Annotated in this window: 10 protein-coding genes; 7 read left to right on the plus strand and 3 right to left on the minus strand. The window is 69.7% G+C overall.

The annotated features are described in order from the left end of the window. Positions 1-26 precede the first annotated feature (26 nt). The 3 genes from ACFZA0_RS12430 (at position 27) to ACFZA0_RS12440 (ending at position 6882) form a co-directional block, all read left to right on the plus strand. Positions 27-3233: an NACHT domain-containing protein gene (locus ACFZA0_RS12430; RefSeq protein WP_391014674.1), complete on the plus strand. Its 3207-nt coding sequence runs from the start codon at positions 27-29 to the stop codon at positions 3231-3233. Between the two features lie 190 nt (positions 3234-3423). Then, positions 3424-5067: a penicillin-binding transpeptidase domain-containing protein gene (locus tag ACFZA0_RS12435; protein ID WP_391014676.1), complete on the plus strand. Its 1644-nt coding sequence runs from the start codon at positions 3424-3426 to the stop codon at positions 5065-5067. Positions 5068-5208: 141 nt separating this feature from the next. Then, entirely contained in the window at positions 5209-6882 is a 1674-nt protein-coding gene (locus ACFZA0_RS12440; RefSeq protein ID WP_391014677.1) for a penicillin-binding transpeptidase domain-containing protein, read from the plus strand. Between the two features lie 103 nt (positions 6883-6985). Here ACFZA0_RS12440 and ACFZA0_RS12445 read toward each other — a convergent pair whose 3' ends face one another. Continuing rightward, positions 6986-7336, minus strand: coding sequence for an SsgA family sporulation/cell division regulator (locus ACFZA0_RS12445; protein ID WP_391014679.1), 351 nt, complete (start codon positions 7334-7336; stop codon positions 6986-6988). 245 nt (positions 7337-7581) lie between these two features. Here ACFZA0_RS12445 and ACFZA0_RS12450 point away from each other — a divergent pair, with 245 nt between their 5' ends. The 4 genes from ACFZA0_RS12450 to ACFZA0_RS12465 all read left to right on the plus strand — a co-directional run bounded on the left by ACFZA0_RS12450 (position 7582) and on the right by ACFZA0_RS12465 (position 11572). Next, positions 7582-8640 (plus strand): energy-coupling factor ABC transporter permease, encoded by a 1059-nt coding sequence (locus ACFZA0_RS12450; protein ID WP_391014680.1) that lies wholly within the window; start codon positions 7582-7584, stop codon positions 8638-8640. Positions 8641-8644: 4 nt separating this feature from the next. Further along, positions 8645-9406, plus strand: coding sequence for a cobalt ECF transporter T component CbiQ (gene cbiQ / locus ACFZA0_RS12455; protein WP_391014682.1), 762 nt, complete (start codon positions 8645-8647; stop codon positions 9404-9406). Further along, positions 9394-10170, plus strand: a complete 777-nt coding sequence (locus ACFZA0_RS12460) for an ATP-binding cassette domain-containing protein (protein ID WP_391014683.1) — start codon at positions 9394-9396, stop codon at positions 10168-10170. The genes cbiQ and ACFZA0_RS12460 overlap by 13 nt, the downstream gene beginning before the upstream one ends. A 169-nt stretch (positions 10171-10339) precedes the next feature. After that, positions 10340-11572: a serine hydrolase gene (locus ACFZA0_RS12465; RefSeq protein WP_391014685.1), complete on the plus strand. Its 1233-nt coding sequence runs from the start codon at positions 10340-10342 to the stop codon at positions 11570-11572. Positions 11573-12363: 791 nt separating this feature from the next. Here ACFZA0_RS12465 and ACFZA0_RS12470 read toward each other — a convergent pair. Then, positions 12364-13206, minus strand: a complete 843-nt coding sequence (locus ACFZA0_RS12470; protein WP_391014687.1) for an EamA family transporter — start codon at positions 13204-13206, stop codon at positions 12364-12366. Between the two features lie 200 nt (positions 13207-13406). Further along, positions 13407-15632: an MMPL family transporter gene (locus ACFZA0_RS12475; protein WP_391014689.1), complete on the minus strand. Its 2226-nt coding sequence runs from the start codon at positions 15630-15632 to the stop codon at positions 13407-13409. Between the last annotated feature and the right edge of the window lie 111 nt (positions 15633-15743).

The raw sequence follows: 15743 nt of genomic DNA on the forward strand, positions 1-15743 counted from the left end.
AGTGAGGTCCGACACTGGGGAGGGTCATGCTGGGGTGGGAGTCCATCGCACTCAAACTGGCTGGTAGTGCGCTCAGGGCGGCAAGCACGGCAATCGTGCGGGCAGTCACTGCGCCTAATCATGGAGCGCTCACGGCGCGACATCCGGCTGGGAGTCGGATGGTGAACAAGGTCATCCCGGCTCGGCAAGTCCACGAAAAGGACATTCTACACTTCTCCAAGTTCGTAACATCAGCACTCGAGCCCGTAATCGCCACAGAATTCCGGGGAATTCCGGATTACGAAGTTACGTCCGCAGCCGAAGCCGCCAGTGCAGCATTCGCTGCTACTAAGGTCGACATGTTCGACTGCAGCTTGGACCCGGCAACCTTCGCAGACACCGTAATCAAGGAAGCCGAGGCGCACACAGGCAGTCGAAAGCTGAGTGAAAAAGGCGAACAGCTCTACCAGCGCATGATCTTCGAGTGTTCCGCGCAGGTAATACACTTCGTCTCAACTTGGCCCTCCTTCCTGGCAGTGGTCAGCAAAGAGCAACTTGCGCGAATCAATCAACTTCTGATCGAGACAGATCGCGTCCGTTGGGCGGTTAGTGGCGAAAAAGACACACATATCCGCCGGTTCGAAAGCAGATACAAGCGGTATGTGGTTCAGAAGCTCGACCAATTGGAACTTTTCGGCCTAACTCTTGCCAACCCCGATGCCAGGGCTTATCCGCTAAGTACCGCTTACATCAGCCTGGCCCTTGCCGACGCTGGAGAAAAGGCGCACCCGGGTGTCATCGACGGAAGTCTGGCATTCGTCAGTAAGGCCAACCGTCCGGGAACGAGTGACGTTTCCGGAACGCCAGGGAGCCTACGCTCTGAGGCCGCCATTGCTACATTCCCACGTGTGCTGCTCCGCGGAGATGCTGGATCGGGGAAGAGCACTCTACTCTTCTGGCTTGCAGTTAATGCTGCGCGAGGAACGCTTGAAGACGAGTTGCAACCGCTCGCTGAACATATTCCCTTCGTGCTACCACTCCGCCGTTTTGCTGACAGAGAGCTGCCAGCACCCGAAGAGTTTTTGACGGAAATTGGCAGAAATCTGGCCGGGGAAATGCCTGGGGGTTGGGTTAACTCAGTCCTTCACACCGGGCAAGCCCTAGTCCTGATAGATGGAGTTGACGAGCTCCCCGAGGTACGCCGCGAAGAGGCAAGAAAGTGGCTTCAGGACCTGATCTCCGTCTATCCGCAGTGCCGCTACATCGTAACTTCTCGTCCTGCCGCCGCCGAGGAGAAGTGGTTGGCGCGAGAGGGCTTTGTCGCCCTTGACCTTCTACCTATGGGTAAAGGAGACATCGAAAGCTTTATTCAACATTGGCACCAAGCGGCTCGTGAAGCTATGGGCTCCAACGCGGAAAAAGACGACGACAACGATCTCAACACATTTCAAGCGGAGCTAGTCACACAAGTTAACACTCAGCGCCAACTGCGGCGATTGGCGTCTAATCCGCTTCTTTGCGCTCTTCTTTGCACGCTCAATCGTGACAGGCGAATGCAGCTTCCGCGCGGCCGCATGGAACTTTACGCAGCAGCTCTAGAGATGCTGCTCGTGCGAAGAGACAACGAAAGGAAAATCGCCCACCCCAACGCTCCAAACCTCACTCTTCACCAAAAGAAGCGCATTCTAGGAAGCCTAGCCTATTGGCTGCTTAGGAACGGCTGGACAGACTGCACCAACACACAGGCTGTCGAGCAGACACAGACTGCTCTTAGCACGATGCCTGCGGTACACGACGACGCCGAGAGCGTCTATAGGTATCTGATGGTACGCAGCGGCGTACTGCGGATGCCGGTCGAGGGGCGGGTTGACTTTGTCCACCGCACCTTTCAGGAATACCTTGCGGCGGAGAACCTGATAGCACTTAACGATATTGGCGTTCTAATCGAGCATGCTCATCTAGATCAATGGCACGAGGCAGTAACTATGGCTATCGGCCATGCCCGCCCGAGTGAGCGGAAAAAAATTCTATCGGACCTTCTAGATCGAGGGGACCGAGAACCTCAGTTCACAACACGTCTGCATTTGCTCGCCGCAGCCTGCCTTGAGAATGCCGACGAACTCGACCCGGAAACCTATCGACGAGTGCGTGAGAGCGCCGAGCGCCTGATTCCGCCAACCAAATTTTCGGAGGCGAAAGAACTCGCCGCAGCCGGCGAGACAGTTCTGGCGCTTCTCCCGCGTTCACACAAGGGCGTTAAAGTCAATCAAGCTGCCTCCACGGTACGGGCCGCAGCGCTAATCGGCGGTGACGCTGCTCTTGAGTTGATTTCTTCATACGGTCCCGATAGCCGAGTCGCTGTCCAAAGAGAACTTGCCCGAAGCTGGAACCAGTTCGACGCTCGAGAATACGCCGTTCGCGTGTTGTCGAAGTCCCCTACTTTCAGGAGGGCACTCGACCTGAACTCCCCCGAGGTGCTTGACGTCATCGAGCACTTTAGCGATCTGGTTTTTCTGAACATCGGTTTTGCGATAAAAGACCTGAACTGGGCCAAAAAGATTCCCAGCCTCAAGAATCTACATATCTCGTCATACAGCGGTCGATTTAACGATGACGAAATGACCTCCATAGCCCCCCTGCGCTCTTTGAGTATCCAGTTTTCCAGTGAGGAGGTGCTGAACAGCTGCATGCCGCGTATGGACCGCTTGCAGACGCTTACCTCCCTGACAGTGCGGGGTAGTTTCAACAGAACAGCGTCCCCCATTCATCTTGGGGCTCTCCCAGTCATGACTGGCCTCAAAGAAATAAGCTTGATCCGATGCGCTGAGCGACCTCTGACGGGGAAAGCGGACCGCTTTCCGGAACTTGAAGAGTTGTCCCTCCATTCGATCAGAAACCTCGACCTACGAGGGATTAGCGCCTTCACCGGCGTTAAGCGACTGTCGATGCAGTTCTTCGAAAAGGTCGAAAATGCCGAAGAGCTGCGACGCCTTGAGTCCCTCGAGACGGCCACCGTGATGCTGCACTACGGAACCAAGGCCTCCTTGCATGAAATTGCGGCGCACGCTCACTCATTGCGCTTCTTGCATGTGAGGGTTTTTTCGCCCAATTCATCAGTTGTAGACCTCGACCTGTCATGCTTTTCTAAGCCTCGCGAGCTCAACATCAGCGTAATCGCATACGGTCCCGCTGACGTGCACACAACTGGCGTCGGCGAGGGTATTAAGGTCCATGTGACTCATCGAAAGTGGTGAGGCACGTACGGGCAGCAATGTGGCTGGACACCTGGGTGTAGCGCGACGTGCCCGGCGCCCCGGCACCCGCGGAGTCGTGGGGCGACCCGTCTCGGCCACCTGATCTCTGTTCGGCCAACATGGGTCGACACCTCTCACGGTTTTCCCTCCCGCCACTTACAGTGCGGGGACCACGGGGAGGGGCTGCGCCATGCGCAAGGGGGTCAAGGTCGCCGTCACGGGCGGGGTGTTCACCGCGATGGTGGCCGGGGCGGGGTACGGCACGTACAACGTCGTCAACGGGCTGAGCGGCGGGGACGGCGGTGTCGGCACGACCGCCGCGGCGGGGCCCGCGGACGTGCGGACGGGGCCGCCGGGCGCCTCCGAGATCGAGGAGACGTCGGCGAAGTTCTTCGCGGCGTGGGAGCAGGACCGGCCCGCCGACGCGGCGGACCTGACGAACAACGCGGCGGGCGCGGTGCCACTGCTCACGGGGTACGGCCAGGACGCGCACATCACCAAGGTGCACATCACGCCGGGCGTCGCGACGGGCGCCACCGTGCCGTTCTCGGTGCGGGCGACGGTGTCCCTCGACGGCAGGACGAAGCCGCTCGCCTACGACAGCCGGCTGACCGTCGTGCGCGGCGAGACGACGGGACGGGCGCTCGTCGACTGGACGCCCTCCGTGCTCCACCCGGACCTGCGCGCCGACGGCGACACCCTGGTGACCGGCGAGTCCTCCGCGGCGCCGATCGAGGCGGTGGACCGCGACGGCGCGGTGCTCACCAAGGAGAAGTACCCCTCGCTGGGGCCGATCCTGGACGCCCTGCGGGAGAAGTACGGGGCCAGGGCCGGCGGCACCCCGGGTGTCGAGCTGAGCGTGCACCACGCGGACGCGGCCGTCGCGGACACTCCGCTGGTCACCCTGGCGAAGGGGCGCGCGGGCACGGTCCGCACGACGATCAGCGCGAGCGCGCAGGCCGCGGCCGAGACGGCGGTGAAGCAGTACGCGGAGTCGTCGGTGGTGGCGGTGAAGCGGTCCACCGGCGAGGTGCTCGCGGTCGCCAACCACCGTGGCGACGGCTTCAACGCGGCGTTCCTCGGGACGCTCGCGCCGGGCTCCACGATGAAGATCATCACCGCCGCGACGCTCATCGACAACGGCATCACCACGTCCACCGGGCCGGCCCCCTGCCCGGACACGGCGACCTGGCAGAGCGAGACGTTCCACAACCTCACGGGCATGGCGCCCAGCGAGAACGCCACGCTCTCCGAGAGCTTCGCCCGCTCCTGCAACACGGCGTTCGTGAAGTACGCGGACTCCGTGAAGGTGGACTCGCTGACCGACGAGGCGCAGAACCGCTTCGGGCTCGGCCGCGACAACTGGAAGGTCGGCATCCCGTCGTTCGACGGCTCGGTGCCGGCCTCCGGCGGTCCGAACACCGCGGCGAACATGATCGGCCAGGGCGAGGTCCAGATGAGCCCGCTGGACATGGCGTCGGTGACGGCGACCGCGACCACCGGTGTCTTCCGGCAGCCCGTGATCGTCGGGCGCGGCCTCGACGACCGCCGGGTGGCCACCGCCCAGGGGCTGCCGGCGAGCACCGTGGGGCAACTTCGCGCCATGATGAACCGCACCGCGACCAGCGGCACCGCGTCCGCCGTGATGGCGGGCCTGAGCGGCAGCATCGGCGCGAAGACCGGTTCCGCGGAGGTCGACGGGCAGACGAGGTCCAACAGCTGGTTCACCGGCTACCGCAACGACGTCTCCGCGGCCGCCATGACCCAGGAGGGCGGGCACGGCGGTGACGCGGCCGGCCCGATCGTGGCCGCGGTGCTGCGCGCGAGTGGCTGAACTCACGCCCCCGCGAAGGGACTCTAGGCTGATGCCGTCGTTGGGCACCGCGAGGGCAGTGCGCGCGGCGACGGCGGCGGGGGCTGTGGGGGCTGTGGGGGCTGCGGGGGCCCCGGGGAATTCGCGGAGGAACGAGTAGCAGTGGGCAAGAGAAGACGTGTCGCCGAGCGGCGCACGAAGAAGCCCGCCGTGGTCGGCGGGGTCGTGGCGGTCGTCGTGGGCGGCGCGGGGGTGGGCTGCTGGGCGCTGTACGACGGCGGAACGGCGGCCGACGACCGGCCGCGGACGGCCGCCGCGGCGGCGCAGGAGGCGGTCGAGACCGGACCGCTGACCGCCCAGGAGGTCGGCACCGCGGCGAACGCCTTCCTGACGGCCTGGCAGCAGGGGAACGTCGCGGGGGCCGCGTCCGCCACCGACGACGCGGCGGCGGCCTCGGCGCTGCTGACCGGCTGGACCAAGGACGCCCACATCAAGGACGTCACGCTGACGACCGGGACGGCGACGGGCGCGAAGGTGCCGTTCTCGGTGCGGGCGACGGTGGCGTACAAGAACCTCACCAAGCCGCTGGCGTACGACAGTTCACTGACCGTGGTGCGCCGTGCCGAGGACGGCGCGCCCCTGGTCGACTGGCACGCCGCGGTCGTCCACCCGGACCTGAAGGACGGCGACACGCTCGTCACGGGTGCCTCGGGCACCCCGCCGGTCACGGCGCTCGACCGCGCGGGCAACGAACTGACCACCGCCGCCTACCCGTCGCTGGGGACGGTGCTGGACGGGCTGCGCGAGAAGTACGGCAAGACCGCGGGCGGCACCGCCGGCGTCGAACTGCGCGTGGTGCGCGGCAGGTCGTCGAAGTCCTCGAAGGCGTCGGACAAGACGCTCCTCGAACTCAGCGAGGGCACGCCCGGCACGGTGCGCACGACGCTGGACGCGGCCTTCCAGAAGGAGGCCGAGCGGCAGGTCGCCCGGCAGTCCCGCGCCAGCGTGGTGCTGATGCGGCCCTCGACGGGCGAGATCCTCGCGGTGGCGAACTCCTCGGCCGGCTTCAACACCGCGCTCCAGGGTTCGCTGGCGCCGGGTTCCACGATGAAGATCGTCACGTCGTCGCTGCTGATCGACAAGGGCCTGGCGACGGCGGACGGCGCGCACCCGTGCCCGAAGACGGTGACGTACGGCGGCTGGAAGTTCCACAACGACGACGACTTCTCGATCAAGGGCGGCACCTTCAAGGCGAGCTTCGCGCGGTCCTGCAACACGGCCTTCATCAGCCAGGCGAAGAAGCTCGACGACGACGACCTGACCAACCAGGCGCAGCGGTACTTCGGGCTCGGCATGAACAACTGGGCGATCGGCGTGCCGTCCTTCGACGGTTCGGTGCCGGTGCAGAGCGCGGCGCAGATGGCGGCCTCGCTGATCGGCCAGGGCGGGGTCCGGATGAACCCGCTGAACATGGCGTCCGTCGCGTCCACCGTGCGCACCGGCACCTTCCACCAGCCCTACCTGGTCTCCCCGTCGGTCGACCACCGCGCGCTCGCCACCGCGTCGGGGACCCTGCCGGCCGCGACGCTGTCGCAGCTGCGGGAGCTGATGCAGTACACGGCGGCGTACGGCACGGCGGCCGAGGCGATGAGCGGTCTGGGGCCGGACTACGGCGCCAAGACGGGCTCGGCGGAGGTCGACAACCAGAAGCAGCCCAACGGCTGGTTCACCGCCTACCGCGGTGACCTCGCCGCGGCGGGCGTGGTGCAGGCGGGCGGCCACGGCGGCGACACGGCGGGACCGATCGTGGCGTCCCTGCTGCGGATGGGCGGCTGAGGCACGCGCGCGGGGCGCGGTCGGGTCGTACCTGCCCGACCGCGCCCCGCGCGCGTACCGGACGAGCTCCGGTGCGCGGGCCGGGGAGCCACGGCGGCGCGGCTCAGTGCGGGACCGGCTCCACCGCCATGTAGGTGCGCCGCAGGAACCGCAGCAGCGCCTTGCTCTCGATCTGCACCACGGACGCGCCCTGCGCGGAGTGGACCTCGATCACCGTCTGCACGCGCCCGCACGGCCACACCCGCACCTCGCCGGTCCCGGTGGGCGCCCGCAGCCCGCGTTCCAGCAGGTCGCGGGGGAAGGAGCGGGCCTGGCCGCCGGGCAGTCCGATGCTGACGACGCGGGGATCGGCCGCGGAGTCGTAGCGCAGGACCACGGGGATCGTGGCCTGGTCCTCCTGGACGTCCGCGTCCGTGACGATGCGGGCTCGCGCGTACTGTTCGACTACGGACATCGTCAAGCCCCTTACGCTGCGTGACCTGTGCGAAAGCTGTGTGCCCGGCTCCTCTCCAATGTCGCACATTTCCGGCCGCGCGCCCGTTGCGCGTAGCGGCTCGAACACGGTCCGAACACCCCTGCGGCCCGCCTCCGGAGCGCCCCCGTGCGACCCCGCCCACTCCCGGTGCGCCCCGCGACGTCCCCGCGTACGACACCCTCGCTCTTGCAAGTCGTTCGCAACAAGGCTCTATGATCTGTCCCGTGCATGTGCCTGACGGATTCATCAACGCCCCCACGTCCGCCGCGACCGGAGTCATAGCCGCCGGCGCCATAGCGGTCAGCCTGCGCGGCGCGCGCCGCGAACTCGACGAGCGCACCGCGCCGTTGGCCGGTCTGGTCGCCGCGTTCATCTTCGCCGTGCAGATGCTGAACTTCCCCGTCGCCGCCGGGACCAGCGGCCATCTGCTCGGCGGCGCGCTGGCCGCGATCCTGGTCGGCCCCTACACAGGTGTCCTGTGCGTCTCCGTGGTCCTGCTCATGCAGGGCATCCTGTTCGCCGACGGCGGCCTGACCGCGCTCGGCGTGAACATCAGCGACATGGCGATCACGACGACCGTCGTCGCGTACCTCGTCTTCCGCGGGCTGCTCAAGGTGCTGCCCCGCAGGCGCCGCTCGGTGACCGTCTCGTCCTTCGTCGCCGCCCTGGTCTCCGTCCCGGCCGCCGCCTGCGTCTTCACGCTGATCTACGCGATCGGCGGGACCACCGACGTCCCCATCGGCAAGGTCGCCACCGCGATGATCGGCGTCCACGTCCTCATCGGCATCGGCGAGGCCGTGATCACCGCGCTCACGGTCGGTGCGGTGATCGCGGTGCGGCCGGACCTGGTGCACGGCGCGCGCGGCCTGGAGCAGCGGCTCAAGCTGCGCGTCAACGGTGAGCTCGTCGACGCGCCCGCCGCCCCCGCCGCGCCGCCCGTGCCGGTCGCCGCGCGCTCGCACCGCAAGGTGTGGATCAGCGGTCTGGTCGCCTCCCTCGTGCTGGCCGGTTTCGTCAGCTTCTACGCCTCCGCCAACCCCGACGGCCTGGAGAAGGTCGCGCACGACCAGGGCATCGACAAGAAGGAGGAGCCGCACGGTTCCTCCGACTCCCCGCTGGCCGGCTACGGCGTCAAGGACATCACCGACGCCCGGCTCTCCGGCGGCCTCGCCGGCGTGATCGGCGTCGGCGCGACCGTCGTCGTGGGCAGCGGCGTCTTCTGGGCCGTGCGCAGGAGGCGCGCCGCCGCGTCCCCGTCGCAGTCGGCCGGACAGGCGGTCTGAGGCCATGGGCGCCGGACACGCGCACCGGCTGTACCGGCACGGGCACTCGCCCGTGCACGGACTGCCGCCCCACACCAAGCTCGCCGCCACGTTCGCGTTCGTCGTCGTGGTGGTGTCCACCCCGCGCGAGGCGATGTGGGCGTTCGCGCTGTACGCGGTGCTGCTCGCCGCGGTCGCGCATCGCGCGCGGGTTCCGGCCGGCTACCTGCTGAAGCGGCTGCTGATCGAGGTGCCGTTCGTGGCGTTCGCGGTGCTGATGCCGTTCGTCGCGGAGGGCGAGCACGTGCGCGTGCTCGGCGTCTCGCTGAGCGTCAACGGCCTGTGGGGCGCCTGGAACGTCCTCGCCAAGGGCACCCTCGGGGTCGCCGCGTCCGTACTGCTGGCCTCCACCACCGAGCTGCGCGAACTGCTGCTCGGCCTGCAACGGCTCAGGCTGCCGTCGCTGCTGGTGCAGATCGCGTCGTTCATGATCCGGTACGGCGACGTCATCACCGACGAGATGCGGCGCATGCGGATCGCCCGCGAGTCGCGCGGCTTCGAGGCCAGCGGCGTACGCCACTGGGGAGTCCTCGCGAAGTCGGCGGGCGCCCTGTTCATCCGGTCCTACGAGCGGGGCGAGCGCGTGCACCTGGCGATGGTCAGCCGCGGCTACGCGGGGTCCATGCCGGTCATCGACGAGGTGACCGCGTCCCGGGCGCAGTGGTCGTCCGCGCTGGCCCTCCCCCTCGCCGCCCTCGTCGTGTGTCTGCTGGGATGGTCCCTGTGACTGACGTGACTGCTCCGGCCCCCTCCCTGGAGGTCTCCGGCCTCGCCTTCGCCTACCCCGACGGGCACCAGGCGCTCTTCGGCGTCGACTTCGCCGTCGCGCGCGGCGAACGGGTCGCCCTGCTCGGCCCGAACGGCGCCGGCAAGACCACCCTCGTCCTGCACCTGAACGGCATCCTCGGCGGCGGCGCGGGCACCGTGCGGGTGGCCGGGATGCCCGTCGGCAAGAAGCACATGGCGGAGATCCGGCAGCGGGTCGGCATCGTCTTCCAGGACCCCGACGACCAGTTGTTCATGCCCTCGGTGCGCGAGGACGTGGCGTTCGGCCCGGCCGCGGCGGGCGTGCGGGGCGCCGAGCTGGAGGCCCGGGTGGACCGGGCGCTGACGCAGGTCGGCATGGCGGAGTTCAAGGACCGCCCGCCGCACCACCTGTCGTTCGGCCAGCGCCGCCGGGTCGCGGTGGCGACCGTGCTCGCGATGGAGCCGGAGATCCTGGTCCTGGACGAGCCGTCCTCGAACCTCGACCCGGCCTCCCGCCGTGAACTGGCCGACATCCTGCGGTCGTTGGACGTGACGGTGCTGATGGTCACGCACGACCTGCCGTACGCGCTGGAGCTGTGCCCGCGTGCGCTGATCCTCAGTGACGGCGTGATCGCCGCCGACGGCCGGACCGCGGACGTCCTGTCCGACGAGGACCTGATGCGCGCCCACCGCCTGGAACTCCCCTTCGGCTTCGACCCCCGCTCGGTGACGGCCACGCCCTGAGGCGGCCGGGCCCCGAGGCGCCGGGCCGCACGCCGTTCCGCCCGCCGCCGCCGCCGTCGCGGCCCCCCGCGACCGACGTCACGGTGCCGGGCGGAAGAATGCCCGGCACAGGGCGCGTTGACGGCGGAGCCGGACGAATCGGCGGAGCCGGGGCAAGGAGATCGGGAACGTGACGGTGGACGAGGTCGGGCACGTCGGCGCGGACGCCGGCGCAGGACCCGGTGCCGCGGTGAACGGCACCGTGGCGGAGGGCTTCGAGGCCGTGCGGGAGGCGTTCGCGCGGAACTTCACGGCCCGCGGCGAGCGCGGCGCGGCGGTCACCGTCTACCGCCACGGCCGCAGGGTCGTCGACCTGTGGGGCGGCACCCGGGACGTCGACGGCACGGCGCCGTGGGAGCCCGGCACCGCGCAGGTGGTGCGGTCCGCGACGAAGGGCGTCGGCGCGGCCGTCGTCCTCCTGCTGCACCAGCGCGGCGAACTGGACCTGGACGCGCCCGTGACCGAGTGGTGGCCGCGGTACGGGGCGGCCGGCAAGGAACACACCCTGGTGCGGCACCTGCTCGCGCACCGCGCGGGCGTCCCGGTGCTCGACCGCCCGCTGACACCCGCGGAGGCGATGGACCCCGCCGTGGGCGCGGCGGCCGTCGCGGCACAGGCACCGGTGTGGGAACCGGGCACCGACCACGGCTACCACGCGCACACCTACGGCTGGCTGACCGGCGAACTGGTGCGGCGCGTCACCGGCGTCTCCCTCGGCACGTGCGTGGCCCGCGACGTCGCCGGTCCGGCGGACGCCCGCCTGTGGGTGGGGCTCCCGGCGGCGGAGGCGGCCCGCGCGGGCCGGGTCGGGCCGGTCGAGCCGCCCGCGGACCCGGCGGGCGGCGGCCTGCGGATGCGCCCCAAGCGGGCGGTGTCCGCGGCGTACGCGGACGCCGGCTCGCTGACCCGCCGCGCGTTCGGCGCCATCACGCCCGCCGCCGACGAGAACGACCCCGCCTACCGCGCCGCCGAACTCCCGGCCGCCAACGGCATCGCGACCGCGGACGGCCTGGCCCGCTTCTACGCCTCCCTGATCGGTGAACTCGACGGCGGCAGGCGGCTGTTCACCCCGCACACGGTCGAACTCGCCCGCGGCGAACAGTCGTCGGGCGCCGACCGCGTGCTCATGGTGCACACCCTCTTCGGCCTCGGCTACATGCTGCACGGCCCGGCGTCCCCGCTGCTCGCCCCCGGCTCGTTCGGACACCCGGGCCGCGGCGGCTCCCTGGGCTTCGCCGACCCGGAGTCCGGCATCGCCTTCGGCTACGTGACGAACGGCTTCCGCAAGACCGTCACGGCGGACCCACGCGCCCAGTCCCTGATCCGCGCGCTGCGCACGGCACTGGCCACCCCGGCGAACTGACGGACGAGCGGCCCCCGTTGACCGGGCACCACCGACCGGAAACCCGACGGCCACGACACGCGGCGCCCCGCTCCGCTCACGGAAGAACACCGCCCCGACCGCAGCGCCACCGGGGCCGGTGCGCTCCGCACCGGGCCCTCCACCGCCGCGAACTGACGCACGTGCAGCCCCCATTGGCCGGGCGCCACCGACCAGGAACCCGACGGCCACGACACGCGGCGCCCCTTCGCCGGGCGCCGCCCGTCCGACCGCCCGGCACGGCGTCCCGAACCGCTCACGGAAGAACACCACCCCAACCGCCGCACCACCGGGGCTGGCACCATCCGCACCCTCCACCCCCGCGAACTACCGGACGGGCGGGCACCATTGGCCGGGCGCCGCCGACCAGGAACCCGACGGCCACGACACCCGACACCCCTTCACCGGGCGCCCCCGCGCCCGACCGCACGGATCCCCCGAACCGCTCGCGAAAGAACACCGCCCCGACCGCCGCACCACCGGGCCAGGTGCGATTCGCACCGCATCCTCCACCGCCACGAACTCACCGACGAGCGGCCCCCCTTCACCGGGCGCCACCCGCACTCGACCGCCCGGCAAGGGCACCCCGCACCGCACACGGAAGAACACCACCCCGACCGCCGCACCACCGAAGATCGACGCCTCCCGCAGCACCGCCACCGGAGCCAACGCGCTGCACACCGCACCCTCCGCCACCGCGAACTCACGGAAGAGCGGCCCCCCTTGGCCGGGCGCCACCCGCACCCGACCACCCGGCACGGGCGCCCCGCACCTCAGCCGTGCAGCATCAGCCCGATCCCGGCCACCAGAAGCCCGGCCGCCACGACACGCGGCGCCCCGAACCGCTCGCGGAAGAACACCGCCCCGATCGCCGCGCCGACGATGATCGACGACTCCCGCAGCGCCGCCACCGGGGCCAGGTCCGCGCGGGTCTGCGCCCACAGCACCAGGCCGTACGCCAGGACGGACAGCGCGGCGCCGAGCATCCCGACGCCGGCGTACGGGCGGACCTCGGCGAGGGTCGCGCCGCGCCAGCGGTACAGCGCGAGGGCCGGGACCACCAGGCCCTGCGCGGCCATCAGCCACGCGATGTAGCCGAGGGAGGAGCCCGACGCCCGTACGCCCAGCCCGTCGACGACCGTGTACCCGGCGATGGACAGACCGGTGGCGAGCGCCGCGCCGATCGCCCGCCAGTCGGGCCGCCGGCCGCGCAGGCCCCACAGCGCCACCCCGGTGAGCCCCGCGCACGACAGCCCCACACCGGCGGCGGCCCGGCCGTCGGGCACCTCGTGGGCGAACACCGCCGCCAGCACCGTGACCACCAGCGGGGCGGTGCCGCGGGCCAGGGGATAGGCCAGCCCGAAGTCGCCGAGCCGGAACGACGTCATCAGCAGCAGCGTGTACGCGACGTGGACGACGGCGGACGCCGCGAGGTACGGCCACGCACCGGCCGCCGGGAAGGCCGCGAAGGGGGCGACGGCGACCCCGATGAGCAGGCCGCCGCCCGCGATGAGGGTGAACGCGACGAGCTTGTCGGGGATGCGGTGGGCGAGCGCGTTCCAGCAGGCGTGGGTGACGGCGGCGACCAGGACGGCGAGCACGACCGCGGGAGTCACGCGGCTCCTCCGCCCGGCGGGAGACCGGCCCGTGTGGTTGTCATGAACGAAACGATAACGGCGGCCGGCGGCCCCAAGATCGGCTTCCGGACAGGCCCGCCCGGCGCCCGCCCGCCCCGCACGACGCGAACCGCCGCCCGCCCCGAGGGGCGAGCGGCGGCTCGGAGGACGTGACCCCGCCGGCGGTGGCCGGCGGACGGTCAGACGTGGGCCAGGGTGCGGTCCTCGTCGCCGTCCTTGCGGGTCTCGTCGAAGGTGCGCAGACCCTCGCCCTCGACGTCCACGTTGGGCAGGATGCGGTCCAGCCACTTCGGGATCCACCACGCGCGCCTGCCCAGCAGGGCGAGCACCGCGGGGACGATCGCCATGCGGACCACGAACGCATCGAAGAAGACCGCGATCGCGAGGCCGAAGCCCATCATCTTGATCATGGACTCGCTGGACCCGATGAAGCCCGAGAAGACGGCGATCATGATGACCGCGGCGGCGGTGACCACGCGGGCCCCGTGCCGGAAGCCGGTGACCACGGCCTGGTCCGCCTTCTCGCCGTGCACGTACGCCTCACGCATGCGGGTCACGAGGAAGACCTCGTAGTCCATCGCGAGGCCGAACACCACGCCGACCATGAAGATCGGCATCAGGGACATGATCGGCCCGGTCTCGTGGACGCCGAGCAGGCTCGCCAGCCAGCCCCACTGGAACACCGCGACGACGGCGCCGATGGCGGCCATGACGGAGAGCAGGAAGCCGAGGGCGGCCTTCAGCGGCACGAGGACCGACCGGAAGACGACGATCAGCAGCAGGAACGCGAGTCCGACGACGAGCGCCAGGTACGGCAGCAGCGCGTCGTTCAGCTTCTGCGAGATGTCGATGTTCATGGCCGTCGACCCGGTGACGTACACGTCGGCGTCGGTCTTCCGCGTGATGTCCTCGCCCGCCGAGCGGATGGACTTCACCAGGGTCTCGGTGGTGACCGAGGACGGCTTGGAGTCGGGGACCACCGTGATGATCGCGGTGTCGCCGCCCTTGTTGTACGTGGCGGGGGCGACGGAGACGACGTCCTTGAGGTCCTTGACCTCGTCGCTGACCTGCGTGACGGCGCCCTTGGGGTCGTCGCTGCCCTTGGCGTCGACGACGAGCATGAGCGGACCGTTGAAGCCGGGGCCGAAGCCGTCGGACAGCAGGTCGTAGGCGCGGCGCTGAGTGGTGGACGTCGGCTGCGAGCCGTCGTCGCCCATGCCCAGTTCCAGCGAGGCGGCGGGCAGTGCGATGGCGCCCAGGCCGATGACACCGAACAGCAGCACGACGAGCGGGCGGCGGACCACGAAGCGGGCCCAGCGGGTGCCCATGTTGGGCTTGGCGGGGGCCCCGGGGTTCTTCGGCTTGCGGCCACCGCCGAGCAGGCGGCTCTTCTTGCCCGCCGGCTGGACGCGGCGCCCGGCGAAGCCGAGCAGCGCCGGGATCATCGTGAGGGCGATCAGCACGGCCACGGCGACGGTGCCGGCCGCCGCGATGCCCATCTTGGTCAGCATCGGGATGTTGACGACGGACAGGCCGACCAGCGCGATGACGACGGTCAGACCGGCGAACACCACCGCCGAGCCCGCCGTGCCGACGGCCCGGCCGGCCGCCTCCTCGCGTTCTCGGCCCTCCGCGAGTTCGCCCCGGTACCGGGAGACGATGAACAGCGCGTAGTCGATGCCGACGGCGAGGCCGATCATCATGGCGAGCGTGGAGGTGGTGGAGCCGAGGTCGAGCGGGTTGGCCAGCGCGGTGATGCTCGCGACGCCGATGCCGACGCCGATCAGCGCGGTGAGCAGCGGCAGCCCGGCCGCGATCAGCGAACCGAAGGTGATGACCAGGACGACGGCCGCGATGGCGATGCCGATGACCTCGGTGGCGCCCTCCTCGGGCACCGCCGACAGCGCGTCGCCGCCGATCTCGACGGTCAGCCCCGCGTCACGGGCCTCCTGGACGGTGTTCTGCAGGGTGTCCTTCGCGGTGTCGTCGAGCTCCATCGACGAGACCTTGTACTTCACCTGCGAATAGGCGATCGTCCCGTCCTTGCTCACCGTCTTCCCGGCGAACGGGTCGGCCGCGGAGTCCACCTGGGAGCCGTCGGCCAGCTCCTTGACGGTCTTCTCGACGACGGCCTTGTTGGCGGACGCCGTCACCTTCTGGCCGGAGGGGGCCTCGAAGACGACACGCGCGGTGGCGCCGTCGGCGGCCATACCGGGGAAACGATTCGCCAGCAGGTCGTAGGCCTTCTGGGCCTCCGTGCCGGGGATCGAGAAGGAACTGGAGGTCGCGGTGGAGGCACTGGCCGCGCCGAAGCCCGCCAGCGCCAGCAGGGCCACCCACAGCAGGGCGACGTAGCGCCGGCGCCTGAAGGCGAACCGGCCCAGCTTGTAGAGGATCGTTGCCACGAGGGCGTACTCCCGGTCAGGTCGTGGGGTGGTTCTGGCAGGGGTGATCAGCCCGGCGGGGAGGCACGGCTGACCGGCCCGACGACGTGAGCGGTGCGCGTCAGGTGGTGA

It is taken from the genome of Streptomyces sp. NPDC008150, assembly GCF_042956945.1.
In the GTDB taxonomy this organism is placed as follows: Bacteria; Actinomycetota; Actinomycetes; order Streptomycetales; family Streptomycetaceae; genus Streptomyces.

Excerpts from the sequence above, each read along its gene's own strand:
- ACFZA0_RS12430 (WP_391014674.1), top strand. The coding sequence starts at position 27 with ATGCTGGGGTGGGAGTCCATCGCACTCAAACTGGCTGGTAGTGCGCTC.
- ACFZA0_RS12460 (WP_391014683.1), top strand. The coding sequence starts at position 9,394 with ATGGTCCCTGTGACTGACGTGACTGCTCCGGCCCCCTCCCTGGAGGTC.
- ACFZA0_RS12435 (WP_391014676.1), top strand. The coding sequence starts at position 3,424 with ATGCGCAAGGGGGTCAAGGTCGCCGTCACGGGCGGGGTGTTCACCGCG.
- ACFZA0_RS12445 (WP_391014679.1), bottom strand. The coding sequence starts at position 7,336 with ATGTCCGTAGTCGAACAGTACGCGCGAGCCCGCATCGTCACGGACGCG.
- cbiQ (WP_391014682.1), top strand. The coding sequence starts at position 8,645 with ATGGGCGCCGGACACGCGCACCGGCTGTACCGGCACGGGCACTCGCCC.